Source organism: Streptomyces sp. NPDC090083, from assembly GCF_044747445.1.
Classification (GTDB): domain Bacteria; phylum Actinomycetota; class Actinomycetes; order Streptomycetales; family Streptomycetaceae; genus Streptomyces.
In genome coordinates this window covers 926800-953440 of the sequence record NZ_JBIVED010000001.1, presented here as the reverse complement: position 1 = coordinate 953440, position 26641 = coordinate 926800, and the positions used below count along the sequence as shown (strand labels likewise).

Genomic DNA, 26641 nt, shown 5'->3' with positions numbered 1-26641 from the left:
TCCCCGTCACCGCACGCCCCTGTCAGCGCACACCCCCGGTCCGCCTCACCCGAACGGCCCTACGGGAGCTGCGCCCCGCGCGGTGCGGTGGTCGGCTGGAGGCAGCCGCGTGGACCCATCGCATCGCGCGGACGACCGGCCGTGTGCCCCCTGGGCGGTACGCGGCGGAGCGACGACCCACGGGAGCGGACGGCGGTGCTGTGTCTCACGGACGTCCTCGTCGCGCGGACCGCGGGCACCCCGGCCCGCCCAGCGGCCCCGCCGAGCCTGCGGACGGCCGTACGGGACCCGTACCCGCTCTACCGCACCCTCCGCACGCACCACCCCCTGGTCTACGACGAGCCCTTCGGCGCCTGGCTCGTCAGCCGCTACGACGACGTCCGCGCCGCGCTCGCCGACCCCCGTCTCGTCCCTCTGCCCGGCGAGGGGACGTCGGAGGCCGATCAGCGCCTCGAACAGGCACTGGCCGGGCCCGCGTCGGCCGCGCTGACCGCCGCCGTCGAACGCGGTGCCCATGTCCTCGCCCGCCGGCTCGCGGCCCGTGAAGAGGCCGACCTGGTGGCCGAGTTCTGCGACTGGCTGCCCACCGCGACGGTCGTGGCGGCGCTCGGACTGCCGTACGAGGAGACCGCGCGTGTGCACTGCTGGTGCCGTACGGGGCTCGGCCCCTCCGGGGGCGGCCACACCGAACTGGGCGTCTTCCTGCGCCCGTTGACCGCTCGGCGCCGCGCCCACCCGGGCGGCGACCTGCTCTCGGTGCTGTGCGCCGGGCGGACCGACGAGGCCGTCACAGGACTGTTGGGCACGCTGCTCGGCGCGGCGGGCGAGACCACCGCGCGGGCGCTGGCGTCCTTCCTCGCCAACCTCCTCGACCACCCGCGGCAGCTGGCGGTGCTCCGCGATCGGCCCGACCTCACGGCCGGCGCCTGGGCGGAGTCGCTGCGCCGTGACCCGCCGCTGCACATCGTGCGGCGCCGGGCCGTCGAGCCCGTGGGCGCGATCCCGGCCGGAGCCACCGTCGCCTGCCTCCTCGGCGCCGCGGGCCGCGACCCGGAACGCTTCACCGACCCCGACCGCTACGACGCGTTCCGCCCCGACCCCGCCCCGCTCGCCCACGGCACCGGGCGCCACGCCTCCGCCGAGGCCCTCCTCGCCCGTCTCACGGCCGAACACGGCCTGCGGGCGCTCCTGGCCGCCCTGCCGGGCCTGCGCCGCGCAGAGGGCGTCCAGGCGGCGCCTGAGGACCTGGTCCGGCGTTCGCCCAAGATCCTCGGCGTCCGCACCCGCTAGTCGCCGTCGCCCACCCGCTCCAGCAGCACCGCGGGCGACGACCCGAAAAGGTCCGCCACGCGTGCGTGCCCCGTGAACTCCCGCTCCGGAGCCAGCACATCGGCCCATCGCCCCGGCGGCAGCGGCAGCACCGTGTCCCGCCAGCCGCCCGCCTCCGCGAGCCGCGACGACAGCCGGGTCACCGCCGTGACCACGCTCCCGGAACGCGCGAACGCCACACAGTGCGCCGCCGCCGGACCCTCCGCCGACAGCGGGGTGTACGTCGCCGAGTCGCCGAACACCTCGGGCCGCCCGGCCCGCAACCGGAGCGCGGCGGCCGTCAGCGCGCCCTTGTCCCCGGGACGCGGCGGCGGGAACGGCACCGGGCGGCGGTTGTCCGGGTCGACCAGCGCCCGGTACTCGGTCTCCGTGCCCTGATAGAGGTCCGGTACGCCGGGCATCGTCAGCTGGACCAGGGCGGCACTCAGCATGGTGGCCCGGATGTGCTCCTCAAGTGCCGTGCGGAAGGCGGCCACCCGCTCGCCCGGAGCACCGCACGGGCCCGCGGCGACGAACGCCGCCACCGCCTCCTCGTACGGCGGCTCCTGCTCCGTCCAGCTCGTGTACAGGCCCGCCTCGCGCACATGCTTCAGCAGGGCCTCCTGGACGCGCTCCGCGTCCGCGGGGCCGAGCCCGAACACCGTCTGCCAGGCCGCCCACGCCAGTTGGGCGTCCGGCACGCCCTCGCCGCCGCGGGTCACCTCGGTCAGCACGTCCGCCCACCGCTCCGGCACCTCGGTGAGCACGGCCAGCGCGGCCCGTACATCGGCGCTGCGCTTGGTGTCGTGGGTCGACAGCACCGTGCCCGTGGCGGGCCAGTCGCGCTGCACGCGCGCGCAGAACGCGTGGAAGTCCTCCGGGGACACCGCCGGGCTGCCCGGGTTCCCGCCGACCTCGGTCGCCGACAGCAGCGGCACATACCGGTAGAAGGCCGTGTCCTCCACGGACTTGGCCCGCAGCGCGGACGCGGTCTGCGCGAACCGCGTCCGGAACTCGACCTGGTCGGGCCCGTCCCCGTAACCCCCCAGCAGCAGCTCCCGTACGACGTCGACGGCACCCGCCTCCTCCGGGACGACGAACGCCTGCCGGGCCTCGGCCGCCGCCTCCTCGGTGACGACGGCGGCGGTGTCCCCCGAGGTGTAGGGCCGGTACACCTCCAGGCGGACCAGCAGCTCCAGCAGCGCGGTCCGCAGCGCCCAGGGGGCCCGGTCGCGCAGCGCCGGCTCCGGGGAGGCGGCGCACAGCCGCACCGCGACCCGGGTCAGCCGGTCCGTCTCGGCGACCAGCTCGTGCGTGAGCACCTTGTACGCCGCCCGCCGCACCGTCGCCTCCCACTGGCCGCCGCGGTCGGTCTGCGGGGCCGCGAACCGCCGGTACTGGCCCAGCAGCTCGCCCACGCCCGCCGGGTCCGTGAACAGCCCGTCGACCTGGCGGAGGGCGTCGTAGCCCGTGGTGCCCGCGACGGGCCAGGACGCCGGCAGGTGCTCCCCGTCCGCGAGGATCTTCTCCACGACCGTCCAGCGGCCCCCGGTGGCCTCGTGCAGCCGCGCGAGGTAGCCGTCGGGGTCGGCGAGGCCGTCGGGGTGGTCGACGCGCAGCCCGTCGACGACGCCCTCGCGCAGCAGCTCCAGGATCTTCGCGTGCGTGGCGTCGAAGACCTCCGGGTCCTCGACGCGCACCCCGATCAGCTCCGAAATGCTGAAGAAGCGCCGGTAGTTGAGTTCGGTGCGGGCCAGCCGCCACCACACGGGGCGGTACCACTGCGCGTCCAGGAGCCGCGGCAGCGGCAGCTCCGCGGTGCCCTCGCGCAGCGGGAAGACGTGGTCGTAGTAGCGCAGCACGTCACCGTCGACCTGCAGGTGCTCCAGCTCGCCGCCGACGGGACCGCCCAGCACCGGCAGCAGCACCTGCCCGCCCCCGGCCTCCCAGTCGATGTCGAACCAGCGCGCGTACGGCGACTTGGGGCCCTCCCGGAGGACCTCCCACAGGGCGTGGTTGTGGCGCGGGGACATCGCCATGTGGTTGGGCACGATGTCCACCACGAGGCCGAGACCGTGCTCCCGCGCGGTGCGCGCGAGGGCCCGCAGCCCGTCCTCGCCCCCGAGTTCGTCCCGCACGCGTGCGTGGTCGACGACGTCGTAGCCGTGCGTGGAGCCCGGGACGGACTCGAGGACGGGGGACAGGTGCAGGTGCGAGACGCCGAGCGACGCCAGGTACGGCACGGCCGCGGCTGCCGCCGAGAACGGGAACTCGGGCTGCAGCTGCAGCCGGTAGGTGGCTGTGGGCACTGCCGGGTCGGGTCGCTCAGGTGTCATGCAGACCTACGTACCCGCCCGGCCGTCTTTCGTGTCATCGACCCCGCATCCGGTGCTCTGATCGGCCGACCCGCCTCCTAGGTGGGCCGTTGCAGCACGGTCATGCTGCGGTCCACCAGCGTCAGCCGGTCCCCGGCCTTCACCTTCGCGCCCGTGCCCGCGGGCACCCCCTCGGGGCGGCCCGTGTCCACGACCACCTCCCACTGACGGCCGTGATTGACCGGCACGACGAATTCCAGCGTCTCCGGGGAGGCGTTGAACATCATCAGGAAGGAGTCGTCGGCGATCCGCTCCCCGCGCTGACCGGGCTCCGAGATGGCGTTGCCGTTCAGGAACACCGACAGCGCGGACGCCTGCGCCGAGTCCCAGTCCCGCTGGGTCATCTCCTTGCCCTCCGGGGTGAACCAGGCGATGTCCGACAGCTCGTCGTGGGTGCCCTCGACGGGCCGCCCGTGGAAGAACCGCCGGCGCCGGAACACCGGATGCTCCTTGCGCAGCCACACCAACGCGCGCGTGAAGGCCGCCAGCCCCGCCGGTTCGGACTCGCCCTCGGGCCACGTGACCCACGCCAGCTCGCTGTCCTGGCAGTAGGCGTTGTTGTTGCCTCCCTGGGTGCGCGCGAACTCATCCCCGTGACTGATCATCGGTACGCCCTGGGACAGCAGCAGCGTGGCGACGAAGTTGCGCATCTGGCGGGCGCGCAGCTCCAGGACGGCGGGGTCGTCGGTCTCGCCCTCGGCCCCGCAGTTCCAGGACCGGTTGTGGCTCTCGCCGTCCCGGTTGTCCTCGCCGTTGGCCTGGTTGCGTTTGTCGTTGTACGACACCAGGTCGTGCAGCGTGAACCCGTCATGGCAGGTCACGAAGTTGATGGACGCCAGGGGACGGCGGCCGTCGTCCTGGTAGAGGTCGGACGAGCCGGTCAGCCGGGACGCGAACTCCGCGAGCGCCCGGCCCTCGCCCCGCCACATGTCCCGCACGGTGTCGCGGTACTTGCCGTTCCACTCCGTCCACAGCGGCGGGAAGTTACCCACCTGGTAGCCGCCCTCGCCGACGTCCCAGGGCTCCGCGATCAGCTTCACCTGGGAGACGACCGGGTCCTGCTGCACCAGGTCGAAGAACGACGACAGCCGGTCCACCTCGTGGAACTGCCGGGCCAGGGTGGCCGCCAGGTCGAAGCGGAAGCCGTCGACGTGCATCTCGGTGACCCAGTAGCGCAGCGAGTCCATGATCAGCTGGAGCACGTGCGGGGACCGCATGAGCAGCGAGTTGCCCGTCCCCGTGGTGTCCATGTAGTAGCGGGGGTCTTCTGTCAGCCGGTAGTACGACGGGTTGTCGAGGCCCTTGAAGGACAGCGTCGGCCCCAGGTGGTTGCCCTCGGCGGTGTGGTTGTAGACGACGTCCAGGATGACCTCGATACCGGCCTCGTGCAGCGCCCGTACCGCGGACTTGAACTCCAGGACCTGCTGGCCGCGGTCGCCCCAGGAGGCGTACGCGTTGTGCGGGGCGAAGAAACCGATCGTGTTGTAGCCCCAGTAGTTGTTCAGCCCCATGTCGACCAGCCGGTGGTCGTTCACGAACTGATGCACCGGCATCAGCTCCAGGGCCGTCACGCCCAGCTCCACCAGGTGCTCGATGACCGCCGGATGCGCGAGCGCCGCGTAGGTGCCGCGCAGTTCGTCCGGCAGCCCCGGGTGCAGCATCGTCAGGCCCTTGACGTGGGCCTCGTAGAGGACGGTCTCGTGGTAGCCGCGCCGGGGCAGCCGGTCGTCGCCCCAGTCGAAGTACGGGTTGACCACGACCGACGTCATGGTGTGCGGCGCCGAGTCCATGTCGTTGCGCTCGTCGGGCGCGTCGAAGTGGTAGCCGTACACCTCCTCGCCCCAGGCGATCGATCCGCTGACCGCCTTCGCGTACGGGTCGAGCAGCAGCTTCGCGGAGTTGCACCGCTGCCCGCGCTCGGGCGCGTACGGTCCGTGCACGCGGAAGCCGTACCGCTGCCCGGGCATGATGCCGGGCACGTACGCGTGCCGCACGAACGCGTCGCTCTCCCGCAGTTCCACCGCCGTCTCCGAGCCGTCGTCGTGCAGCAGACACAGCTCTACTCGGTCCGCGGCCTCGGTGAAGACCGCGAAGTTGGTGCCGGCGCCGTCGTACGTGGCACCGAGTGGATACGCCTCTCCAGGCCAGACCTGCATGGTCACGACTCTTTCAGCCGGGCCCCGCCACCGGGGCGCCTTGGGCATGAGTCTCCCCGAAAGTGAGGGAACCACCTATGACTTACGTCCCTCTTACCAAATGACCGGTGGATACGACGGATGCCGTATCCCGAACCGAGCAGGACAGACACCGCTCCCGACGGTCCGGGGAGGACCCAGGGGGAGTAGGGGGAAATGTGCGAAGGACAGTGCACCGCCACCTGGGCAAAGTGGTGGCCGGTGCGGCCATAGCGGTCGCCGGGACCGCCGTGATGGTCGCCGTGACCCTGCCGGGCACGGCGGGGGCGGACGAGTCGGGCGGCACCGGACAGGCCGCCGGATCGGCCGGGCAGCAGGCCGGGGACACGCTCGGCGCGGCACCCGGAGTGGTCCAGCAGGTCCCCGCCGAGGGCGAGAAGGGCAAGGGCCGCGACCCGCTGACCGACGACGAGACCAAGCGCGTCGAGCAGATAGCGGTGAACCAGCAGCTGTTCAACTCCATGAAGAACGTGGACGGGAAGCGCGGCCCGCAACGCCTCGACGTCGAACTCGCCGACCCCGAGCCGAGCGAGCTGGACAACCCGAACGCGCCGCGCCGCGCGGACGTGACGTTCTACGACTACAAGGACGACTCGGTCGTCACCAAGACCGTCAACCTCGACACCGGCAAGGTCGAACAGACCGGCACCCAGCACGGAGTGCAGCCCCCGGCGAGCAACGCCGAGGACGTCGAAGCCGCCGAACTCCTGCTCGCCAGCCCGCTGGGCGCGGGCCTGAAGGCGGACTACAAGGACGCCACGGGCAACCAACTCACCTCGCCCGACCAGCTGTTGCTGACCGCCATGATCTACAAGGCCACTCCGGGCAGGCAGTCGGGCGACCTCGACAAGTGCGGCGAGCACCGCTGCGTACGGCTGTTCCCGAAGGTCAAGAACGGGCCGTGGATCGACGCCCGCGACTTCGTCATCGACCTGAGCGCCCGCACGGTCGGCAAGCTCACCGGCTGAGCCGTCCGTCCTTCGTCCACCGTCCCAACTTGCTTCTCCTGTAAGGGAGTCACCTCTTCATGCGCGTCAACAGAATCAGCCGTGCCCGCAGGCGGGGAGCCGTCGCTCTCGCGGTCGCCGCCCTGGCCGCCGGTGCCACCGCGGGCGCGGGTCCGGCCGTGGCCCAGCCGAAGGCCGCCCCGAGCGCCGCCGTTCCCGGCTGCAGCGCCGCCTACACCATCGAGCAGAAGCTCTCCACCGGCACCACCTGGCGGATGTGCTGGCACTACGAGCGCGAGGCCGGCCTCGTCCTGGAGAACATCTCCTACCAGCCGCCCGGCCAGGCCACGCCCATCAAGGTGCTCGCCGACGCCAAACTCGCCCAGATCCACGTCCCGTACGACGACGGCAAGAACGAGTACAGCGACCTCACCCAGTACGGCTTCGGTACGGGCCTGATGAACATGGCGCCCGGCGAGTGCCCCGGCGGCACCATCAAGACCGTCAAGGTCCCCGACGCCTTCGACCCGGCCCACCCGAACGTCAAGGGCCTCTGCACGACCACCCGTTCACGCGGCCACGCCTTCCGCATGCAGGGCGACACCGCCAACAAGGTCTTCCAGACCCAGGGCAAGGACTTCCTCGTCTACACGGTCAACCAGGTCGGCTGGTACGAGTACATCACCGAGTGGCGCTTCCAGGACGACGGCACCATCAACATGAACGTCGGCGCCACCGGCAGCCTCTCGCCCTACGACTACGACGCCGGCGACGGCCGCGGCTGGCCGCTCGGCAAGGGCGCCAAGGCATACGCGACGAGCCACCAGCACGACGTCTTCTGGAAGTTGGACTTCGCGCTCGACGGCTCCTCCAAGGGCCGGGTCGAGCAGTACGACTCCAAGGTCACCACGCACGGGGCCAACACCCCGACGAACAAGACCACGTTGACCAAGGTCACCAAGGAACTCGCGGGCGACGCCAAGAACATGCGCTGGTGGCGCATCGTCAGCGCGACCGGCAAGAACAAGGACAACCACGCCCGGTCCTACGAGATAGTCCCCGGCCCCAGCACCAAGTACCCGGGCCGCAGCTTCACCCAGCACGACGTGTACTTCACCCAGTACAACAAGTGCGAGCAGTTCGCCAGCGACAACCTGCCCAACTGCGGTGCGGGGCATCCGAAGTCGGTCGACAAGTGGGTCAACGGCCAGACCCTCACCCAGCCCGTGGTCTGGGTGAACGTCGGCTTCCACCACATCGCCCGGGACGAGGACCAGCAGCCGATGCCGGTCCACTGGCAGGGATTCTCGATCGCCCCGCGCGACGTCACCGCCATGAATCCGCTCACTCCGGCCGCGCTCGCCAACCAGAACGGCAATGTGCTCGGCGGAAGTTGAGAAACGACCCTGTCCATCCGGCTGCACCGCCGACCGGTCCCGGAGTACCCTTCCTTGATCGTTGAGACTGGGGAGAGCTCGGGGGAGCGGAAGGCGGTGCACGGGTGGGCTCGGGAGGGCTGGAGTTGCCCCCTGGTGACGAGGGTCACGAGGGGAACTCCGCAGAAGTCCCGCCCGGCGCGGTGTCCCTGGCACGTCCGATGGACGCGGCTGGTTCCATTGGGCCGGAGTTGGACTGGGACGCCGACGCCTGGCGCGAGGTGCGCACACGCGCCCAGCGAGCCGGCCGCGCCTACATCTGGCTGAACCTCGTCGAACAGCGGCTGCGCGCGGTCGTGGCCGCTGTGCTGCGTCCCATCTACGAACCCGTCCACGGCGACGAGTGGGTGGTCGCCGCGGCCGGGCCGGCCGGCCAGGAGTGGGTGCAGCGCGCGGTCGCCGTCCGCGAAGTCAGCCGCCGCAAGGGCTACTTGCTGGACCCGGCCGACGACAACGTCCTCAGCTTCCTGACCCTGCCGCAGCTGCGCGAGCTGATGGTGCAGCACTGGCCGTGCTTCGAGCCGTACTTCGACGAGCGCCGTGACGTCGAACTGGCCCTGGACGAGCTGGAGGTGACTCGTAATGTCGTCTCCCGCAACCGCGCCCTGTCCGAGGCCGTCCTCAACCAGGCCGAGCGGGCCTCCGCGAAACTCCTGGAGACCCTCGGCGCGGGCAGCGACGTGCCCTCGGCGCGGCGGCTGCCCGTCGACGCCGTCGAGGAGCTCATCGGCGACCGCTTCGCCGACGTGGTCGCCGTGCACCCCGACCGGGTGCGCCTCATGCGGCAGTTCCCGGCCGAGGACATCTTCGGCGGGGCCCGCCGCGTCGACGCCATCGGCATCGGCCTCAACCTCCTCGTGCAGAACTTCTCCGGCCGCCGGCTGGTCCGGCTCGCCGAGTCGGGCTGCCGGGTGCGGCTGCTGTTCCTCAACCCCGCCTCCAGCGCGGTCAAACGGCGCGAGCGCGAACTCGGCCTCAAGCGCGGCGAGTTGAGCCGCGCCGTCGAGATGAACATCCTGCACATGCGGCGGGTCCGCTCCCGGCTGCGCGACCCGGACGCCTTCGAGATCCAGGTCTTCGACGAGACGCCCCGCTTCACGGCGTACCTGGTCGACGGCGACGGCTCGGACGGCATCGCCGTCGTGCAGTCCTATCTGCGCCGCAGCCGCGGCATGGAGGCGCCGGTGCTGGTGCTGCGGAACGGCAGCCGACTGGTCAAGTCGGACGAAACGGATGACAGCGCGCTTTTCCCCACCTATCGCGATGAGTTCGAGCAGATGTGGGCGGATTCGCGGCCGGTGTCCTGACTGTCCCTGACCCGTCCGGGCGGTAAGCGGAACGCGGTCATCGGATTGTCAGTGGCTCATGCGATCGTGGAGACCACTGGGGGAAAGCACCACCGAGAAGGGGGGCCGTCATGGCCTGGCACCAGGAGCTGCTCATCGGCTTCGACCTGGAGACGACGGGGACCGAGCCGCGCGAGGCGCGCATCGTCACGGGCGCGGTCATCGAGGTCAGAGGCGGACGCCCGATAGGCCGCAAGGAGTGGCTGGCGGATCCGGGCGTGGAGATCCCGGCGGACGCCGTCGCGGTGCACGGCATCACGAACGAACGGGCCACCACCGAGGGCCGCCCCGCCGACCAGGTCGCCGACGCGATCGCCGACGTCCTCGTGACGTACTGGAAGACGGGCGTCCCGGTCGTCGCGTACAACGCGGCCTTCGACCTCACCCTGCTCTCCGCGGAGCTGCGCCGGCACGGACTGCCGTCCCTGCGCGACCGGCTGGGCGGCACCGATCCCGCCCCGGTCATCGACCCGTACACGATCGACCGCTCCGTCGACCGCTACCGCCGGGGCAAGCGCAACCTCGAGGCGGTCTGCCAGGAGTACGGCGTGGTCCTCGACTCCGCCCACGACGCCTCGGCCGACGCCCTCGCCGCCGCCCGCCTGGCCGGCGCGATAGCCGACCGCCATCCCAAGGTCGCCGCCCTCGGCCCCGCGGACCTGCACCGCCGCCAGATCGAGTGGTACGCGGAATGGGCGGCCGACTTCCAGAGCTTCCTGCGCCGCAAGGGCGACCAGGACGCGGTGGTGGACGGCGACTGGCCACTCCGCGAACTGGCGGACGAACCGGTCTGACCGACCCCCGCCGAAAGCACCTCAGGGGCCGGCACCCCAGGGGCCAGCGCCCCAAAGGGGTGCGGGGAACGGCGCGACCAGCCGCAACGGACCCGCAGCCGCCCGACAGACACCAGCCGACCCCCTTCGTCAGGCGCTCAGAACGGATACCACCGCACCGTCTCGTCCCCGTCCCGCAACGACCCCACCCGCCGCCGGAACTCGACCAGCGCCTCGGGGTTGCTCGGCGCGTGCTGAGCAACCCAGGCACAGCTGGCCGTCTCCCGCGCCCCGCGCAGCACCCCGCACCCGTCCCACTCCCGCACATCCCACCCGTACGCCTCGACGAACGCGTCATAGTCCCGGGCGGGGAACGCGTACCGGTCACGCGAGAGCGCCATCACCACCAGGTCGTGCTCACGCAGATCCGAGGAGAAGGTCTCCAGATCGACCAGCACCGGCCCGTCCGGCCCGACATGGACATTGCGGGGCAGCGCGTCACCGTGGATCGGCCCCGGCCGCAACCGGGGCGTGAGCGCGGCGGCGGCCGCCGCGAACCCGTCCCGCCGCTCGCGCAGATACGCCGCGTCCGCCGGATCGATCGCGTCACCGGCCAGACGCAGCCACCGCTCCACACCGCCCAGCAACTCACGGGGCGGCAGGCCGAACGAGGGGGCGGGGAGGGCGTGGACGAGGCGTAGCAGTCCGGCCAGATCCCGGGCGTCGGCGGGACGTACGGAATCGGCCAACCGGTGCCACACCGTCACCGGGTGTCCTTCGACCAGGCGCGCCTGCGGCTCGGCGGCCCGCACCGCGGGCACCCCCGAATCGGCCAGCCACCGCGCGACATCCAGCTCGCGCCGCGCCCGGCCGAGGAGTTCGGCGTCGCGGCCGACCTTGACGACCAGGTCACCGGCGGCGAACACGGCGTTCTCGCCGAGGGCCAGGAGCCGGGCGTCCCGAGCCCCATCCGGCAGCACGTCCGCCGCGGCCAGTACGTCCCGGGCCCGTGCCTCGTCCATCGTCCGCCTCCGTGTGATCCCCGCGCCGGTGTCTGTGCGTGTGCGGACGGCGTCGGGTTCCCGCCATCCGACGGCCAGTGTCGCATTCGTACAGGTGGGACGGCGTGCGAGGTGCCTTGACGCGGTACGACGTGTTCACGACCATGACGGGGCCCGACCGGGCCGCGCAAAGGGGCTGATTCCATGACATCGGTGACGGAGGCGAGGAGGCCGTCGAGCCGCGCCCCGCACCGGGACCGCCGCAGCCGCGCACCCGACCACGCGGCCTGGTTCCTGGTGCTGCCCGCCCTGATCCCGATCCTCGTGCTCAGCGTCGGCCCCCTCCTCTACGGCGTCCTGCTGGCCTTCACCGACTCCCAGTCGGGCCGCACCGCGCCCACTCAGTGGATCGGCGGTCTCAACTTCCGGGACCTGCTGCACGACACGCTGTTCTGGGAGTCGTTCCGGATCGGCCTGGTGTGGGCGGTCGGCGTGACCGTGCCGCAGTTCCTGCTCGCCCTCGGCCTCGCCCTCCTCCTCGACCAGGACCTGCGGCTGCGCTGGCTCGCGCGGGCGCTGGCGATCGTCCCGTGGGCGATGCCCGAGGTCGTCGTCGGCATCATGTGGCGCATCGTCTACAACCCGGACGCGGGCATCCTCAACGAGACCCTGCACGACCTCGGTCTCGGCGACGGCCGGGACTGGCTGAGCAGTCTGACGACCGCGCTGCCCGCCGTGATCGTCGTCGGCGTCTGGGCCGGCATGCCCCAGACCACGGTCGCCCTCCTCGCCGGACTCCAGAACACCCCGCGCGAACTCCATGAGGCGGCGGCCGTCGACGGCGCCGGAGCCTGGCGCCGCTTCCGCACGGTCACCTGGCCCGCCCTCAGACCGGTGGCACTGGCGATCACCGCCCTCAACCTGATCTGGAACGTCAACTCGTTCGCCCTGGTCTACGTCCTGACCAACGGCGGACCCGGCGGCCGGACCCGGCTGCCCATGCTCTTCGCCTACGAAGAGGCCTTCCGCTACGGCCAGTTCGGCTACGCGGCGGCGATGGGATGCGTGATGGTCGCGGTGATCTCGGTGCTTCTGGCCGTCTTCCTGGTGGGCCGTATCGGGGGAGGGGACACGACATGAGGACCAGCGCCGGAGCCCGTGCCGGACAGTACGCCGCCCTGCTCGCCTATCTCGTCTTCCTCGGCTTCCCGCTCCTCTGGCTGATCTCCACCGCCTTCAAGTCCCCGCGCGAGCTGGGCAGTCTGCACCCCACCTGGATCCCCCGGCACCCCACGCTCGACAACTTCCGCCAGGCCTTCGACGAACAGCCGCTGCTGCACGCCGCGTCGAACTCGCTGCTGGCCGCGCTCGGGGCCGCGCTGATCGCCGTGGTGATCGCGACCCCGATGGCATGGGTCGTGGCCCGGCGCCGCACAGCGCTCGCGCGGGCCGCGACCGGGTGGGTGGTGGTCAGCCAGGCGTTCCCGTTCGTGCTGGTGATCATCCCGCTGTTCCTGGTGCTGAAGAACCTGCGGCTGATCGACTCCCTGGCCGGGCTTGTCCTCGTCTACGTGGTGTGGTCGCTGCCGTTCGCGCTGTGGATGCTCGTCGGCTATGTCCGGGCGGTGCCCGCGGAGTTGGAGGAGGCGGCGGCCGTCGACGGCGCGGGCAGGGTGCGGACGCTGGTGTCGGTCACCGCACCGCTGCTCGCGCCGGGCATCGTGGCGACGGCGCTGTTCGCCTTCGTCACCGCGTGGAACGAGTTCTTCTTCGCCCTGGTCCTGCTCAAGACCCCGGAGAAACAGACCCTCCCGGTCGTCCTCACCCACTTCATCGGCGCCGAGGGCGTGGCCGACCTCGGCCCGCTGGCCGCCGCCGCGTTTCTCGCGACCCTGCCCTCGCTCCTCGTCTTCGCCCTGATCCAACGCCGCATCACCGGCGGCATGGTGACCGGGGCGGTGAAGAGCTGATGCGGACCCGTCGGCTCCTCGCCCTCGCCTTCGCCCTGACCCTGCTCCTCACCGGCTGCACCGGTGACGCGGGCACCTCCGGGGACGGCCGGATCACCCTCCGCTTCCAGTCCCTGGCCTGGCAGGACGAGTCCGTCACCGCCAACAGGGAACTGGTGAAGGAGTGGAACACCACCCATCCCGACATCAAGGTCGAGTACGTGCAGGGCAGTTGGGACAGCGTCCACGACCAGCTCCTCACCTCCTTCGAGGGCGGCGAGGCCCCCGACATCATCCACGACGCCTCCGACGACCTCGCGGACTTCGCCTACGGCGGCTACCTCGCCGACCTCCGCGACCTGCTCCCCGCCCGCCTCAAGTCGGAGATCCCGCAGCGCAGTTGGGACACGGCGACGTTCGGGAACGGCGTCTACGGCGTCCCGTTCCTCCAGGAGCCCCGGGTGCTGATCGCCAACGCCACCTGGCTGAGGAAGGCGCGGGTACGCATCCCGACGCCCGAACACCCGTGGACCTGGACCGAGTTCAGGGACATCACCCGGCGGCTCAGCGGTCACGGCAGGTACGGCGTGGCCTGGCCGCTCAAGGAGCCGGTGTCCGCGACGCTCAACCTCTCCCTGTCGGCGGGCGGCGCGATGTTCCACCGGGGCGCGGACGGCAAGGTGACCGTCCGCTTCGGCAAGGGCGACCAGGTCGTCCCCCGCACGATCCACGACCAGGCCGGCATCGACCACAGCGCCTCGCCCACCACCCTCGGCAGCGGCGGCTCGGACACGCTGCCCGGCTTCTTCGGCGGCCGGTACGCGATGATCCCGCTCGGCTTCTCCTACCGCCAGCAGATCGTCCAGCAGGCCCCCAAGGGCTTCGACTGGCAGGTCCTGCCCGCCCCCGCGGGCGCCGACGGCCTCACCCAGGGCGTCAGCCCGCAGACCCTCTCCATCGCTCAGGACAGCCCCCACAAGAAGGAAGCCGCCGAGTTCATCGCCTTCCTCCTCCGGCCCGGGAACATGGTCCGCCTGGCCCTCGGCGACTGGATGCTCCCCACCGCCACCCAGGCCCTGCGGTCCCCGGCCCTCCGCACCGCGAAGAACGACTGGTCCACCGGCACCGCACTGGCCGCCGACCTGGTCCCGGCCCCCGCCCAGTCGGTACGCGGCTATCCCGAGTGGAAGGACAAGGTGGCCACTCCGGCCTTCCAGGAGTACTACAGCGGAGGGATCACGCTCACCGAGCTGCGCCGGCGTCTGGAGAGGGACGGCAACCTGGTCCTGGCGCGATACCAGCGCTGACACCTTCCCGGAGTCTGACACCTCCCCGGAGTCCGGAGTCAGGAACGGTGGGTGTCCGCCGGTCCGTCCGGCACGGTGTCGGCGGTGTCGGCGGTGTCGGCGGTGTCGGCGGTGTCGGTGTGGGCGAGTGCGGCGAGGAGGCGCAGTCTCTCGTCGCTGTCGCTGTTCCTGTCGGGGTAGTAGACGACGAGGATGACGTCGTCGACGGGAAGCTTGTCGCGGTGGAGGCGCAGGTCACCGACGACCGGGTGGTGGACGGTGGTCGTGCCGCCGTCGAGACCGCGGACGTCGTGGCGGGCCCACAGGGTGCGGAACCGATGGCTGGACAGCGCGAGTTCTCCGACGAGTTCGACGAACCGGGGGTTGTCGGTGTCGTCCCCGACGGTGGTGCGCAGGGCGGCGACGAAATCGGCGGTGGCTTTCGTCCAGTCCTGCTGGAAGGCCTGCTCCTCGGGATCGAGGAGGAGGGACCGCAGCCGGTTGTGGCCGGGCCGCAGCCGCGGGGAGAGCGCGACGGCCAGGGGGTTGGAGGCCAGGACGTCGAACGCGCGCCCTTCGACGAGCGCGGGGATCGGCAGCTGCGCGAGCAACTCGTGCACCCGCGCCGGCACGTGCTCCGGCCGCATGCGGCGCGGCGCACGCGGCCGTGCCGCCGCGAGGCCGAGCAGATACGTCCGCTCGACGTCGTCGAGCCGCAGCACCCGCGCGAGTGACGCGAGCACCTGGGGCGAGGGGTTCTTGTCGCGGCCCCGTTCCAGGCGCAGGTAGTAGTCGGGGCTGATCCCGGCGAGCAGGGCGACCTCCTCGCGGCGCAGACCGGGCACCCGGCGGTTGCCGCCGGACGGGATTCCCGCCTGCGCGGGGGAGACCAGCTCACGCCGGGCACGCAGATAGCCGCCGAGCCGGTTGCCGGATTCCTCGTCCTTCATGACCACACCGTAATCCGGTGCGCGCGGTTCAGCGGGGGCCCTGTCAGGACCAGGGAGGACGGGGGCCCTGCCGCACCGGACGCCTGCCGCCGAGACTGCGGTGACACCGTTCCGGGAGGGACGGGGAACCTCGCTGTCCGCGCCGGGCCCGCACGCCGTCGGCGCCCTCACCTGAAGGGAAGATCCCGTGGATCTCTCCAACCGCACCGTTCTCGTCGTCGGCGGCACCTCGGGCATCGGACGGGAGCTGGCCCGCCGGTTCGCCGCGGCCGGCAGCACCGTGGCCGTCGGCGGCCGTAGCCCGCGGGCGCTCTCGGAACTCGCCGGGGAGGGGTTCGGCACGTTCGGCATCGATGTCACGGACGGCGCCTCCGTCGCGGCCGCTCGTGATGCCGTGCTCGACCGCTACCCCGGTCTGGACACCGTGGTGACCATGTCGGGGGTCATGCTCATGGAGGACCTGCGCGACCCCGCGCACTTCGAGGCGGCGCGGACGATGATCGACACCAACCTGCTCGGCACCGTCCGAGTCGTCGACGCCTTCACTCCCCACCTGGTCGGGCGGGGCGCCGGCACCTTCGTCACCGTCACCTCCGGGATCGCCTTCCTGCCGTTCCCGCCCATGCCCGGCTACGCCGCCTCGAAGGCCGGGGTGCACGCCTACTCGGAGGCACTGCGGGCGCAGCTCGACGGCACCGGTGTCGACGTCGTCGAGCTGGTCCCGCCGGCCGTCGCCGCGGCGGGCCAGGAGAAGGTGAACCCGCACGCGCTGCCCCTCGACGACTTCGCGACCGAGGTCATGCAGCTGCTGGCGGAGAACCCCACCCCGCACGAGGTGCTCGTGCGGGGCGTCCTCATGCACCGCTGGGCCGAGCGCGACGGCACCTACGACGACCTCGTCGCGCAGCGCTCCCAGGCGCTCGCCATGCTCCCCGGCCGCGACGGCTGACGTCCGTCGCCGCCGACGGCCTCCGCGCTCGTCGCCCCCGCGCGGCCGAGGGGCGGACACCGGAAGGTCCGCCGAGTCGGGCGACTCGGCGCACCTCTCCACACCCGTCAACAGGCCCTGGGCCGAGGGGAGTCAGACCCGGACGGGCTCGCCCCCGCCGGTCACCGCGGGCGGTGCGATCTCCTCCGACGACTCGTCGTGCGTGAGGTCGGGGAGGCGGTGGAGCCACTTCGGCAGGTACCAGTTGCGCTCGCCGAGCAGGGCCATCACCGCGGGGAGCAGGACACCCCGGATGACCGTGGCGTCGATGAGGACCGCCGCCGCGAGGCCGACGCCCATCTGCTTCATCGACTGCATGGACAGCGTCCCGAAGATCGCGAACACGGCGACCATGATGACCGCGGCACTGGTGACGACACCGGCCGTGGTGACCACCCCGTGCTGGATCGCCTCCCGTGTCGTACGGCCGCGCAGCCGTGCCTCGCGGATCCGGGAGACGACGAACACGTGGTAGTCCATCGACAGCCCGAACAGGATGACGAAGAGGAACAGCGGCAGCCAGGTGACGATCGCGCCGACCCCCTCCGCGCCCACCAGCGAGGCGCCCCAGCCGTGTTGGAACACGGCGACGAGGATGCCGTAAGCGGCGCCCACGGAAAGGAGGTTGAGGGCGATCGAGGTGATCGCGACCGTCAGCGAGCGGAACGAGAGCAGCATCAGCAGGAAGGCGAAGACCACCACGAACGCGAACACCGGCACCACGGAGCCCAGGAGTTGGTCGTTGAAGTCCTTCGATCCCGCGACGTTCCCGGTGATCGGTGCCTGCACGCCGTCGACCTTGCCGAGGGTGGCGGGCCGTACGTCGTCGCGCAGTTTCTCCAGGCTCTTGGCCGCCTTGTCCTGGTCGGAGCCGCCGACGAGCGGGACGTAGACGAAGGCGACGTTCTGACCGTCGTGCAGCTTGATGTCGACCGGGCCGCGCGAGGCGCCCGAACTGACCGCCCGCGCCTTGAAGTCGGCCAACGCCTGCTTCACGTCGGGTGCGTTGATGTCCTTGGCCTTGACGACCACCTCGGCCGGCTCGGAGCCGCCGGGGAAGGCGTCGTTGACGCGGTTGTACGTGCCCACGATCGGCAGGGAGTTGCCGAACTCCTGGTCCAGCGTGAGGTTCTGGGTCTTCATGCCGATCGCGGGAGCGGCGACGGCGAGCAGCGCGCAGGTCGCGACCAGGACGGAGACCAGGGGCCTGGCGAGCACGCCCTTGAGGACGGCGGTCCAGAACCGGCTCTCCCCGTTGCCCCGGCGGCTGCGCCGGCGCAGGAACGGGATGCGGCCCTTCTCGACCCGCTCGCCCAGCAGCGAGAGCAGCGCGGGCAGTACGGTCACCGAGCCGACCATGGCGACCGCGACGACCATCAGCGAGGCGAGGCCCATCGCCTCGAACTCGGCGAGCCCGGTGAACAGCATGCCCGCCATCGCCACGCACACCGTGACACCCGAGACGATGATCGCGCGGCCACTGGTCGCGGCGGCGATGCGCAGCGCGGCCCCGGCGTCACGGCCGGCCTCGCGCTCCTCGCGTTCGCGGCGCAGATAGAACAGGCAGTAGTCGACACCGACGGCCAACCCCACCAGCAGCATCACGGAGTTGGCGGTGTCGCTCATCGGCTGCACATGGCTGACGAGGCCCATCAGACCCATCGTCGCGATGATCGCGGTGATGGCCAGCGCCACCGGCAGCAGGGCCGCGACCAGCGCGCCGAAGGCGATCAGCAGGATGCCGAAGGCGACGGGCACGGCGGAGTACTCGGCCTTCTGGAAGTCGTTGCCGAAGGCGTCGTCGTACTGCTTCGCCATGCTGGCGCCGCCGATCTCCTCGATCCGCAGCGAGCCGTGGTCCTTCTGCACCCCGGCGACGGCCTTCAGCACCGGTGCCACCCGGTCGCCCGCGGTGTCCGCGTCGCCGCGCATGTCGAACTGGACGAGCGCGCTGCGGCCGTCCTTCGAGATCGTCCTCGTGTCGTACGGGGAGGACACGTCCGTGACCCGGCCCGTCCCCTCGACGGCCTTGACCACGGCGGTGACCGCGGTGCGGAACTCACTGTCCGTGGCCGTGACCGACGCGTCCTTCGACTGGATCAGGACGGTCTCACTGGCCGGTTCCTTGATCCCCGCGTCGTCGATGATCGTCGCGGCGGTGTGGGTCTCGCCCTTCAGCTGGTCGCTCTCGTTGACGTCGACGCGGCCCGCGGCCGAGCCGATCCCCATCGACAGCACCACGAACAGCACCCAGATGCCGACCGCGGCCCAGCGGTGCCGGGCGCTCCAGCCGCCGGCCCGGGCGGCGAGCCCCCGTACCCGCGAATCTCCGTTCCCCATGACGGGCTTGCCCCCTCGTGCACGGTGCCGACCCCCTGCCGCCACCTCATGGTTCGAAGGTATGCGCGGAATAAGAACGTCCCCTCGTGCTCACCGGTGAAGTACCGGGCGCCCGGCTCCTCCCGACGGACCGCGGGCCCTCCGCACTGGGGAGGACGGCGGCCCCCTACATCTATCCGGTCGGCTCGGGGGTGGTGATCAGGGTGCGGCAGGAGAGGCGGTGTCCGATCCGTCGGCCCGGACCCGCTTTGTCATTACGAAACCTTGTTGAACAAGTCACAGCTGCCTGTCGGTGGGCGTGTACGTGTTGATCCCGGCCCACCTCATCCGCGAGAGTTTCCGCGCACCCGCACTCCTGAAGCGGCCGTCGTGCCCACCCCCACGGGGCACGAAGGCCGCTTTATGGTGTCCGGATGACGACGACGTATGCGGCGCTCCTGCGCGGGATCAATGTGGGCGGCAACAAGAAGCTCCCGATGGCGGACCTGCGCGCGCTCCTCGAAGGCCTCGGGCTCGACGGCGTCCGCACCTACCTCCAGAGCGGCCAGGCCGTGTTCACCAGCGGCCACGGCGACGAGGAGTCCCTCGCGGCGGACATCGCGCGGGCCGTCGAGGAGCGGTTCGGCTTCACGGTCGACGTCCTCGTCCGTGACCACGCCTACCTGGCGGCGATCGTCGCCGACTGCCCTTTCCCGGCAGCCGAGTTGGAGGCAAAACAGCTCCACGTCACCTACTGCTCGGTGCCCCTCGCGGACGACCGCTTCGCCGCGGTGGACCAGGCCGCCTTCCTCCCCGAGGAGTTCCGCCTCGGCGACCGCGCCCTGTACCTCTACGCCCCCGACGGCCTCGGCCGCTCCAAGCTCGCCGCCGAACTCGCCCGCCCCCGCCTCACCAAGGGGATCGTCGCGACGACCCGCAACTGGAACACCGTCGTCAGACTCATGGAGATGACGGCCGGCTGAGCGCCCTCCCGTCGCGGAGGAGAGCCCGAGCGGGTGCCGCGACGGCCCGCCGACGAGCCTGTCGCGTTTGTTCAAGAGTCCTGACGGCGCCCTCCCTAGCGTGGGGGCATGAGCGACGACGACCTGAACCCGCAGCCGAACGACCTGTACCCGTACCTGACCGAATGCGCGGCCGAGGCGGCCCGTGTCGCCCGCGGTGTCGGCGCGGACCGGCTCGACGACCCCACGCACTGCCCCGACTGGGACGTCCGCGCGATGGTCAACCACTGGGTCCTCTACACCTCGCACGGACTGGAGCACCGCGCCCGGCGCGCCCAGCTCCCCGAAGAGCTGACCACCCGCGACTTCACCGCCGATCCGGACTGGGCGGAGGCCTACGCCGCCCAGCTGGACCGGGCCGTCGCCGCCTGGGCCGACCCGGCGGTGTGGGACGGCGAGGTCGACCTCGGCATGGCGAAGATGCCCGCCGACGAACTCGCCTCGATGATCATCAAGGAGCTGGCGGTGCACGGCTGGGACGTGGCCACCGCCACCGGCCAGAAGTACCGCGTCTCGGACGGCGCCGCCCGCCTCGTCCTCGCCGTGGTCGAGAAGCACGGCGACCTCTACCGCCAGTACGACGGCTTCGCGGACCCCGTCCCCGTGCCGGCCGACGCCCCCGCCTTCGACCGCGCCCTCGCGGCCAGCGGCCGCGACCCCGAGCAGCGGGCCGTGCGGGCGGCGGACCACTGAGAACCCGGCGAAGTGGACCACCAGAAATCCCGCGCATTGGGTCGTTCCTTTGCGCCACCGGGCGGCTAACGTTCCCGGTATGAGCCAAGACAGCGGCCACGCCACCCCCGTCCGGGTCGACTTCTACTTCGACCCCGCCTGCCCCTTCGCCTGGATCACCTCCCGCTGGCTGCTGGAGGTCGAGCGCGAGCGCCCGCTCGACCTCCGCTTCCACGCGATGAGCCTCCTCCTCCACAACACGGGCAACGAACTCCCCGACTGGTACCGGGAGTTGGTGGACAAGTCGATCGGTCCGGTGCGCGTCGCGGTGGCCGCTGCCGACCAGCGGGGCGACACGGTCCTGCGCGACCTCTACACCGCCTTCGGCGTCCGCATCCACGAGCGGCGCCAGGACGACTTCGACACCGTGATCGCCGAGTCCCTCGCCGAACTCGGCCTTCCCGCCGACCTGGCCGCCGCCGCCCACGATCCGTCGTACGACGACGCCGTGCGCCGCAGCCACGAGGCGGGCGTGGAGGAGGAGTCGGGCGGCTACGTGGGGACGCCGACCCTGCACGTCGACGGAACGGTGTGGTTCGGACCGGTGCTGCGGGCGATTCCGCGCGGAGCGAAGGCGGCCGAACTCTTCGACGCCTTCCGGGTGCTGGCCACCAACCCCGACCTCTTCGAACTGAAGCGGACCCGCACCGGAGGCCTGTCCTTCGACTGACCGGGCCCACCGGGCCCACGCGGGACCGACCCTCACTGACCCGGAGTGACCGGGGTGTGACAAGAACGCCGGAGCAGGCGCAGTACAGAAAGCGGCCCCCCGTAAAGCCGCATGCCGACCGGGGTGGCACCGCGCCGGACGGTCGTCCGGGGTCCGGCAGCGCAGGGGAGTGCCGGAAACCGGACGGCTTCTGCGTGTCCCAGGACCAACACCCCGCCTTGGACAGGGGCGTTACGCGCCGACGGCCGCCAACGCCGGTGTCAGGGCGGCGTCGTAGCGCTCCAGCAGGACCCGCGCCACCTCGGGGGCCGGACCCAGCACCTCGGCGAGGACGTCCGCCTCCGCCGCGCCCCGCGCGATACGGTCGGGCAGGAAACCCGGGGCGAGGACATAGGGCGCCACGGCGACCCGTTCGCAGCCCAGGGCCCGGAGTTCACGGACCGCGTCCTCGGTGCGGGGGAGCGCCGCCGAGGCGAACGCGGGCCGCACGGCACGCCAGCCCGTGCGCCACCACTCCCGCGCGAGGCCGTCGATCACCGCGATGGCCTCCGGGTCGGTGGACCCCGCCGAGGCCAGCACGATCCCGGTCGAGGACCTGTCGGCGGGCGTCAACCCGGCCTCGTGGAGCCGCCGTTCGAGCGCGCGCACCAGCAGGGGCGAGGGGCCCAGCACCTCCGCCTGCCTGATCCGCAGCCGCGGCGGCGCGTCCCGCAGGACCGCGGGGATGTCCGCCTTCGCGTGGAACGCGCGGGTCAGCAGCAGCGGGAGCGCCACGACGTCCTGGACGCCCTCCGCCGCGAGGGACTCCAACACGCCTTGTACGGACGGGATGTTGAAGTCCAGGAAACCGGTCTCCACGCGCAGCCCGGGCCGCCGTGACCGGATCCGGCGCACCAGGGCGTGGACGGTCGCGGCGTGCCGCGGATCGCGGCTGCCGTGGGCGATGACGAGGAGGACCGGTTTCATGTCGTTCATGGACCTCAGCCCTTCACCAGCAGACCGCGGCTGCGCAGGACCCACCGCTCCAGCGGGCTGAAGATCAGCAGGTCGATGGCGATACCGACGAACAGGATCAGGACGATCGCCTCGAAGACTCCCGCCATGTCGCTGTTGGTGCGGGCGTTCTCCAGCAACTGGCCCAGGCCCACGCCGAGATCGGGGAAGCTCGCGATGATCTCCGCCGCCATCAGCGAGCGCCACGAGAACGCCCAGCCCTGCTTGAGGCCCGCCACATAGCCGGGGAGCGCCGCCGGCAGGGTGACGTGCCGGATGCCCTGGAGGCCGGTCGCGCCCATCGTGCGGCCCGCCCGCAGGAACAGCGGCGGCACCTGGTCCACGCCGGACACCAGGCCGTTGGCGATCGAGGGGACCGCGCCGAGCAGGATGACCGTGTACATCATCGAGTTGTTCAGACCCAGCCAGATCACGGCCGGCGGCACCCACGCCACCGACGGCAGCGACTGGAGACCGGACAGGATCGGGCCGATCGCCGCGCGCACGAACTTCACCCGCGCCACCAGCAGCCCCAGCGGGGTGCCGATGAGCAGCGCGAAGAAGAAGCCCAGCAGGCCGCGCGAGACGCTGGTCCAGACGTAGCCGAGGAGATCTCCCTTCAGCCAGGCGTCCTTGAACTCGGCGCCCACCGAACCCAGCGAGGGCAGCTTGGTCGGATCGTCGACGATCGGGGTCAGGATCGCCCAGACCACGAGGACCACCGCGATGGCGACGAGCGGCGGGAAGATCTTGCTGACGAAGGTCTGCCGCAGGCTCGGCCGGCCGGTGGCCGTGAACTCCAGTGCGTCCAGGCCGGCTTCGACGCTGCCGCCGTCCTTGACCGTCGTCGTCTCAGTGCTGGCCATGACGGCGGATCTCCCCACGCAGTACATCGGTGATCTCAAGGGACAGTTCGGCCACGGGCGCGTCCTCGATGCGGCGCGGCTGCGGGATGCCGACCGTCCACTCGCGGGCGATCCGGCCGGGCCGCGAGGACAGCAGGATCACCCGCTGGGCGAGCCGTACCGCCTCGCGCACGTTGTGCGTGACGAACAGGACGGAGAGGCCCGTCTCGCCCCAGATCCGGGTGAGTTCGTCGTGCAGGACGTCCCGCGTGATGGCGTCCAGCGCCGCGAACGGCTCGTCCATCAGCAGGATGCGGCTCTCCTGGGCGAGCGCGCGGGCCATGGCGACACGCTGGCGCATACCGCCGGACAGCTCGTGCACCCGCTTGCCGTACGCGCCCGGCAGCCGGACCAGGTCGAGCAGCTCCTCGGTCCTGCCGCGCCGCTCCTCCTTCGGAACTCCCCTGAGTTTCAGGGCGAGTTCGATGTTCTTGCCCGCGGTGAGCCAGGGGAACAGGGCGTGCTCCTGGAACATCAGCGCGGGGCGGCCGTCCGTCGTGATGGACCCGGTGGTGGGCTTGTCGAGGCCCGCCACCAGGTTCAGCAGGGTGGACTTGCCGCAGCCCGAGGCCCCCAGGAGGGTGACGAACTCGCCCGGCGCGACATCGATGCTGATGTCGTCCAGGACGAGCTGCTGCCCGCCCGGCGTCGCGAAGGACTTCGAGACATGCTCAAGGCGTGCCGCGTGGTCGACCGACGCTGTGGTCTCGTCGGCGAGGGCCGTGGCCATGGTCGTCACCTCCTGGGAAGTCATCGGGATCCCTCGGTCAGTTCGTGCCGAGGCCGGCGGCGTCGACGGCGCTGTCGCCGTCGGCCTTGAGGACCTTGTTGAGGAGCGTCAGGTCGTAGATGCCCTTCAGGTCGGGCTTCTCCAGCAGGCCGGCCTTGACCGCGTGGTCCGCCTCGGTGGTGAGGGTGGCGGCCAGCGGGTCGTTGGTGAACTGGATCGAACTCCACGCCGGGTCGAGGACGTTGGCGGGCAGCGCCTTGCCGGAGTCGGCCTCCAGCTGCTTGTTCGCCGCGGCCTTCGCCTCCGTCGGGTTGGCGTTGATCCACTTGTTGGCCGCGACCGAGCCCTTCAGGACGGCCTCGACGACCTTCGGGTGCGCCGTGAGGAACTTCTGCGACACGATGATGTTCGTGATCACGAACTTCTTGTCCGGCCACAGCGTCGACTCGTCCAGGATCGCCTTGCCGCCCTCGGCGACCAGCTTCGACGCGGTCGGCTCCGGTACCCAGGCGCCGTCGATCGAACCGGACTTGAAGGCGTCCGGGGTGATCTTGTTGTCGGTGCGGACGACGGTCACATCGCCCTTGCCGCTCTGCGCGTCGACCTTCCAGCCCTGCTCCGCGATCCAGTTGAGGAACGCCACGTCCTGCGTGTTGCCCAGCTGAGGAGTCGCGATCTTCTTGCCCTTGACGTCCTTCAGGGACGTGATCTTCTTCGGGTTGACGACCAGCTTGACGCCGCCCGACGCCGAACCACCGATGATCTTCAGGCTCTTGCCGTCGGACTTGGTGTAGCCGTTGATCGCGGGGGAGGGGCCGATCCAACCGATGTCGATGGAGCCCGAGTTGAGCGCCTCGATCTCGGACGGGCCCGCGTTGAAGGTCGCGTACTCCGCCTTGGTGGCGCCCAACTCCTTCTGGAAGAGGCCCTGTTCACGGCCGACCAGCGCGGTCGCGTGGGTCAGGTTGCCGAAGTAGCCGATCTTCACGGAGTCGAGACCCTCGATCTTCGAGGAACCGGCGGCCACCTTCTCCTTGGTGTTGTCCTTGGCGGATTCCGACCCGTAACCGCAGGCGGCGAGGGTCAGCAGCGGCAGCGCGGCGACGACCGCGAGGGTACTGCGGAGGGCGTTTTTGGCAGGCACGGGAGGTGTTCCTCTCGTTGGCCCGGCGGTCACGGTCTCATGTCGTGGCCGGGAGGTCGGCAGGTCTTCGTTTTCGTCGCGTCCGGGACGGCGGGTGGGGGGACAGGGCGCGCAAGCGGTGCGCGTACGTCAGCGCGCACATCGCGCCACCCCGCCCTGCCCGCTGCCGAGGGCGCCGCTGCCGACGCGGCCGCCCTCCTTCGCGAACGTGGAGTAGAAGTCCGTGGACGTCATGTCAGAAGTCCCAACCGTCGTCGTCCGTACCGTCCTTGACCGGCTCCGGCGCGGCGAACGACTCGCCGACCATGCCGGCGGTGAGCGTCGTGCCGTCCGCCGGGTCGATCAGGATGAAGGAGCCCGTACGGCGCGAGTCCGCGTACGAGTCGACCGGCAGCGGCTCCGCGGTGCGGATCTTCACCCGGCCGATGTCGTTGGCGACGAGCTGTCCCGGGTGCGGGTGCAGGGACAGGTCGTCGAGCGTGAGCCGGGACGGGATGTCCTTGACGATCGCCTTGACCGTGCGGGTGCCGTGCTTGAGGAGTACCCGGTGGCCGACGGTGAGCGGCGCGTCGGCGACATGGCAGACGGTCGCCTCGATGTCCTGCGTGGTCGCCGGGGCGTCCTTGCTGGGCACGATGAGGTCGCCGCGCGAGATGTCGATGTCGTCCTCCAGGAGGAGGGTCACCGACTGCGTGGTCCACGCGGCCCGCACCGGCTTGCCGAGCAGGTCGATGCCGGAGATCTTCGTGGCCCGCCCGGACGGCAGCACCGTCACGGACTCATCGACACGGAACGTACCGGCGGCGATCTGACCGGCGTACCCGCGGTAGTCCGGGTGCTCCGCGTTCTGCGGCCGGATCACGTACTGCACGGGCAGCCGCGCGTGGCAGTGGCTCAGGTCGTGCGCGACCGGCACCGACTCCAGGTGCTCAAGGAAGGTCGGCCCGCCGTACCAGTCCATGTGCGCGGACGGTTCCACGACGTTGTCGCCGGCCAGCGCGGAGATCGGGATCGCGGTGATCTCCGGGACACCCAGCTCGCTCGCGTACGCCGTGAACTCCTCGGCTATCGCGGCGAACACGGACTCCTGGTACTCGACCAGGTCCATCTTGTTGACCGCGAGCACCACGTGCGGGACGCGCAGCAGCGCCGCGATGGCCGCGTGCCGCCGGGTCTGCTCGACGACGCCGTTGCGCGCGTCGACGAGGATCACCGTCAGCTCGGCGGTGGAGGCGCCGGTGACCATGTTGCGGGTGTACTGCACGTGGCCGGGGGTGTCGGCGAGGATGAACCGTCTGCGGGGGGTGGCGAAGTAGCGGTAGGCGACGTCGATGGTGATGCCCTGCTCGCGTTCGGCGCGCAGTCCGTCGGTGAGGAGGGCGAGGTCGGGGACGTCCTGGCCGCGATTCGCCGACGCCCGTTCCACGGCCTCCAGTTGGTCGGTGAGGACCGACTTGGAGTCGTGCAGCAGCCGTCCTACGAGCGTGGACTTGCCGTCGTCGACGGAGCCCGCCGTGGCGAACCGCAGCAGCGTGGTGGCCGCGAGCTCCTCGGTCGTGATGGTGCTCATGG

Annotated in this window: 22 protein-coding genes; 12 read left to right on the top strand and 10 right to left on the bottom strand. The window is 71.3% G+C overall.

Translation table 11 applies throughout. The features are described 5' to 3' along the window. Window positions 1–195 precede the first annotated feature (195 nt). Window positions 196–1290, top strand: coding sequence for a cytochrome P450 (locus tag ACIPTO_RS04010; protein ID WP_401189297.1), 1095 nt, complete (start codon window positions 196–198; stop codon window positions 1288–1290). Here ACIPTO_RS04010 and treY read toward each other — a convergent pair. Then, window positions 1287–3644: a malto-oligosyltrehalose synthase gene (gene treY / locus ACIPTO_RS04005; protein WP_401189296.1), complete on the bottom strand. Its 2358-nt coding sequence runs from the start codon at window positions 3642–3644 to the stop codon at window positions 1287–1289. The two genes, ACIPTO_RS04010 and treY, sit on opposite strands and share 4 nt — an antisense overlap. Before the next feature lie 77 nt (window positions 3645–3721). Beyond that, window positions 3722–5839, bottom strand: a complete 2118-nt coding sequence (gene glgX, locus ACIPTO_RS04000) for a glycogen debranching protein GlgX (protein ID WP_366312098.1) — start codon at window positions 5837–5839, stop codon at window positions 3722–3724. 197 nt (window positions 5840–6036) lie between these two features. Between glgX and ACIPTO_RS03995 the strand changes: the two genes are divergently transcribed. From ACIPTO_RS03995 to ACIPTO_RS03980, 4 genes are all read left to right on the top strand, one after another. Further along, the gene (locus ACIPTO_RS03995) at window positions 6037–6846 is read left to right on the top strand and encodes a Tat pathway signal sequence domain protein (RefSeq protein WP_366312096.1); all 810 of its coding nucleotides are present in this window, start codon (window positions 6037–6039) and stop codon (window positions 6844–6846) included. A 59-nt stretch (window positions 6847–6905) separates the two neighbouring features. Next, on the top strand, window positions 6906–8222 hold the full coding sequence (locus tag ACIPTO_RS03990) for a copper amine oxidase (protein WP_366312094.1): 1317 nt from the start codon (window positions 6906–6908) through the stop codon (window positions 8220–8222). Between the two features lie 104 nt (window positions 8223–8326). Beyond that, window positions 8327–9568, top strand: coding sequence for an SAV2148 family HEPN domain-containing protein (locus ACIPTO_RS03985; RefSeq protein ID WP_366312092.1), 1242 nt, complete (start codon window positions 8327–8329; stop codon window positions 9566–9568). A 110-nt stretch (window positions 9569–9678) separates the two neighbouring features. Continuing rightward, window positions 9679–10401 carry a 3'-5' exonuclease gene (locus tag ACIPTO_RS03980; protein WP_366312090.1) on the top strand — a complete coding sequence of 241 codons (723 nt, stop codon included), beginning with the start codon at window positions 9679–9681 and terminating at the stop codon, window positions 10399–10401. 137 nt (window positions 10402–10538) lie between these two features. Here the strand turns inward: ACIPTO_RS03980 and ACIPTO_RS03975 are convergent, their stop codons facing one another. Continuing rightward, window positions 10539–11402, bottom strand: coding sequence for a phosphotransferase enzyme family protein (locus ACIPTO_RS03975; protein ID WP_401189294.1), 864 nt, complete (start codon window positions 11400–11402; stop codon window positions 10539–10541). A gap of 183 nt (window positions 11403–11585) precedes the next feature. Between ACIPTO_RS03975 and ACIPTO_RS03970 the strand changes: the two genes are divergently transcribed. Genes ACIPTO_RS03970 through ACIPTO_RS03960 form a run of 3 tightly spaced genes read left to right on the top strand, consistent with a single transcriptional unit; the run spans window position 11586 to window position 14637 of the window. After that, window positions 11586–12521, top strand: a complete 936-nt coding sequence (locus ACIPTO_RS03970) for a carbohydrate ABC transporter permease (protein ID WP_401189292.1) — start codon at window positions 11586–11588, stop codon at window positions 12519–12521. Then, window positions 12518–13351 carry a carbohydrate ABC transporter permease gene (locus ACIPTO_RS03965; RefSeq protein WP_401189290.1) on the top strand — a complete coding sequence of 278 codons (834 nt, stop codon included), beginning with the start codon at window positions 12518–12520 and terminating at the stop codon, window positions 13349–13351. Before ACIPTO_RS03970 ends, ACIPTO_RS03965 begins: the two co-directional genes overlap by 4 nt. Further along, window positions 13351–14637 (top strand): ABC transporter substrate-binding protein, encoded by a 1287-nt coding sequence (locus ACIPTO_RS03960; RefSeq protein ID WP_401189288.1) that lies wholly within the window; start codon window positions 13351–13353, stop codon window positions 14635–14637. The genes ACIPTO_RS03965 and ACIPTO_RS03960 overlap by 1 nt, the downstream gene beginning before the upstream one ends. 38 nt (window positions 14638–14675) lie before the next feature. On the opposite strand, the gene ACIPTO_RS03955 is transcribed toward ACIPTO_RS03960, so the two are convergent. Beyond that, entirely contained in the window at window positions 14676–15566 is an 891-nt protein-coding gene (locus tag ACIPTO_RS03955; protein ID WP_401189286.1) for a helix-turn-helix transcriptional regulator, read from the bottom strand. 187 nt (window positions 15567–15753) lie between these two features. Between ACIPTO_RS03955 and ACIPTO_RS03950 the strand changes: the two genes are divergently transcribed. Beyond that, a complete protein-coding gene (locus ACIPTO_RS03950; RefSeq protein ID WP_401189284.1) occupies window positions 15754–16515 on the top strand; it encodes an SDR family oxidoreductase in 762 nt (253 codons plus the stop codon). Between the two features lie 132 nt (window positions 16516–16647). Here the strand turns inward: ACIPTO_RS03950 and ACIPTO_RS03945 are convergent, their stop codons facing one another. Then, entirely contained in the window at window positions 16648–18894 is a 2247-nt protein-coding gene (locus ACIPTO_RS03945) for an MMPL family transporter (RefSeq protein ID WP_366312076.1), read from the bottom strand. 413 nt (window positions 18895–19307) lie between these two features. Between ACIPTO_RS03945 and ACIPTO_RS03940 the strand changes: the two genes are divergently transcribed. The 3 genes from ACIPTO_RS03940 to ACIPTO_RS03930 all read left to right on the top strand — a co-directional run bounded on the left by ACIPTO_RS03940 (window position 19308) and on the right by ACIPTO_RS03930 (window position 21297). Beyond that, window positions 19308–19856, top strand: a complete 549-nt coding sequence (locus ACIPTO_RS03940; protein ID WP_401189282.1) for a DUF1697 domain-containing protein — start codon at window positions 19308–19310, stop codon at window positions 19854–19856. A gap of 108 nt (window positions 19857–19964) precedes the next feature. Beyond that, a complete protein-coding gene (locus ACIPTO_RS03935; RefSeq protein WP_401189280.1) occupies window positions 19965–20588 on the top strand; it encodes a TIGR03086 family metal-binding protein in 624 nt (207 codons plus the stop codon). A 79-nt stretch (window positions 20589–20667) separates the two neighbouring features. Then, entirely contained in the window at window positions 20668–21297 is a 630-nt protein-coding gene (locus tag ACIPTO_RS03930; protein ID WP_366312070.1) for a DsbA family protein, read from the top strand. Window positions 21298–21528: 231 nt separating this feature from the next. On the opposite strand, the gene ACIPTO_RS03925 is transcribed toward ACIPTO_RS03930, so the two are convergent. From ACIPTO_RS03925 to ACIPTO_RS03905, 5 genes are all read right to left on the bottom strand, one after another. Further along, complete coding sequence (locus ACIPTO_RS03925) at window positions 21529–22263, bottom strand: sirohydrochlorin chelatase (protein ID WP_401189696.1); 735 nt, start codon at window positions 22261–22263, stop codon at window positions 21529–21531. A 14-nt stretch (window positions 22264–22277) separates the two neighbouring features. Next, on the bottom strand, window positions 22278–23156 hold the full coding sequence (locus ACIPTO_RS03920) for an ABC transporter permease (protein WP_366312066.1): 879 nt from the start codon (window positions 23154–23156) through the stop codon (window positions 22278–22280). Then, window positions 23143–23949: an ABC transporter ATP-binding protein gene (locus ACIPTO_RS03915; RefSeq protein ID WP_366312064.1), complete on the bottom strand. Its 807-nt coding sequence runs from the start codon at window positions 23947–23949 to the stop codon at window positions 23143–23145. The genes ACIPTO_RS03920 and ACIPTO_RS03915 overlap by 14 nt, the downstream gene beginning before the upstream one ends. 13 nt (window positions 23950–23962) lie before the next feature. Beyond that, the gene (locus tag ACIPTO_RS03910; protein ID WP_366312062.1) at window positions 23963–25069 is read right to left on the bottom strand and encodes an aliphatic sulfonate ABC transporter substrate-binding protein; all 1107 of its coding nucleotides are present in this window, start codon (window positions 25067–25069) and stop codon (window positions 23963–23965) included. Window positions 25070–25304: 235 nt separating this feature from the next. Beyond that, window positions 25305–26639, bottom strand: coding sequence for a sulfate adenylyltransferase subunit 1 (locus ACIPTO_RS03905; protein WP_401189277.1), 1335 nt, complete (start codon window positions 26637–26639; stop codon window positions 25305–25307). Window positions 26640–26641: the final 2 nt, after the last annotated feature.

Coding starts and splice junctions, on each gene's coding strand:
- treY (WP_401189296.1), bottom strand. CDS start 3,644: ATGACACCTGAGCGACCCGACCCGGCAGTGCCCACAGCCACCTACCGG.
- glgX (WP_366312098.1), bottom strand. CDS start 5,839: ATGCAGGTCTGGCCTGGAGAGGCGTATCCACTCGGTGCCACGTACGAC.
- ACIPTO_RS03990 (WP_366312094.1), top strand. CDS start 6,906: ATGCGCGTCAACAGAATCAGCCGTGCCCGCAGGCGGGGAGCCGTCGCT.
- ACIPTO_RS03980 (WP_366312090.1), top strand. CDS start 9,679: ATGGCCTGGCACCAGGAGCTGCTCATCGGCTTCGACCTGGAGACGACG.
- ACIPTO_RS03975 (WP_401189294.1), bottom strand. CDS start 11,402: ATGGACGAGGCACGGGCCCGGGACGTACTGGCCGCGGCGGACGTGCTG.
- ACIPTO_RS03970 (WP_401189292.1), top strand. CDS start 11,586: ATGACATCGGTGACGGAGGCGAGGAGGCCGTCGAGCCGCGCCCCGCAC.
- ACIPTO_RS03965 (WP_401189290.1), top strand. CDS start 12,518: ATGAGGACCAGCGCCGGAGCCCGTGCCGGACAGTACGCCGCCCTGCTC.
- ACIPTO_RS03960 (WP_401189288.1), top strand. CDS start 13,351: ATGCGGACCCGTCGGCTCCTCGCCCTCGCCTTCGCCCTGACCCTGCTC.
- ACIPTO_RS03955 (WP_401189286.1), bottom strand. CDS start 15,566: ATGAAGGACGAGGAATCCGGCAACCGGCTCGGCGGCTATCTGCGTGCC.
- ACIPTO_RS03945 (WP_366312076.1), bottom strand. CDS start 18,894: ATGGGGAACGGAGATTCGCGGGTACGGGGGCTCGCCGCCCGGGCCGGC.
- ACIPTO_RS03940 (WP_401189282.1), top strand. CDS start 19,308: ATGACGACGACGTATGCGGCGCTCCTGCGCGGGATCAATGTGGGCGGC.
- ACIPTO_RS03935 (WP_401189280.1), top strand. CDS start 19,965: ATGAGCGACGACGACCTGAACCCGCAGCCGAACGACCTGTACCCGTAC.
- ACIPTO_RS03930 (WP_366312070.1), top strand. CDS start 20,668: ATGAGCCAAGACAGCGGCCACGCCACCCCCGTCCGGGTCGACTTCTAC.
- ACIPTO_RS03925 (WP_401189696.1), bottom strand. CDS start 22,263: ATGAAACCGGTCCTCCTCGTCATCGCCCACGGCAGCCGCGATCCGCGG.
- ACIPTO_RS03920 (WP_366312066.1), bottom strand. CDS start 23,156: ATGGCCAGCACTGAGACGACGACGGTCAAGGACGGCGGCAGCGTCGAA.
- ACIPTO_RS03915 (WP_366312064.1), bottom strand. CDS start 23,949: ATGACTTCCCAGGAGGTGACGACCATGGCCACGGCCCTCGCCGACGAG.
- ACIPTO_RS03905 (WP_401189277.1), bottom strand. CDS start 26,639: ATGAGCACCATCACGACCGAGGAGCTCGCGGCCACCACGCTGCTGCGG.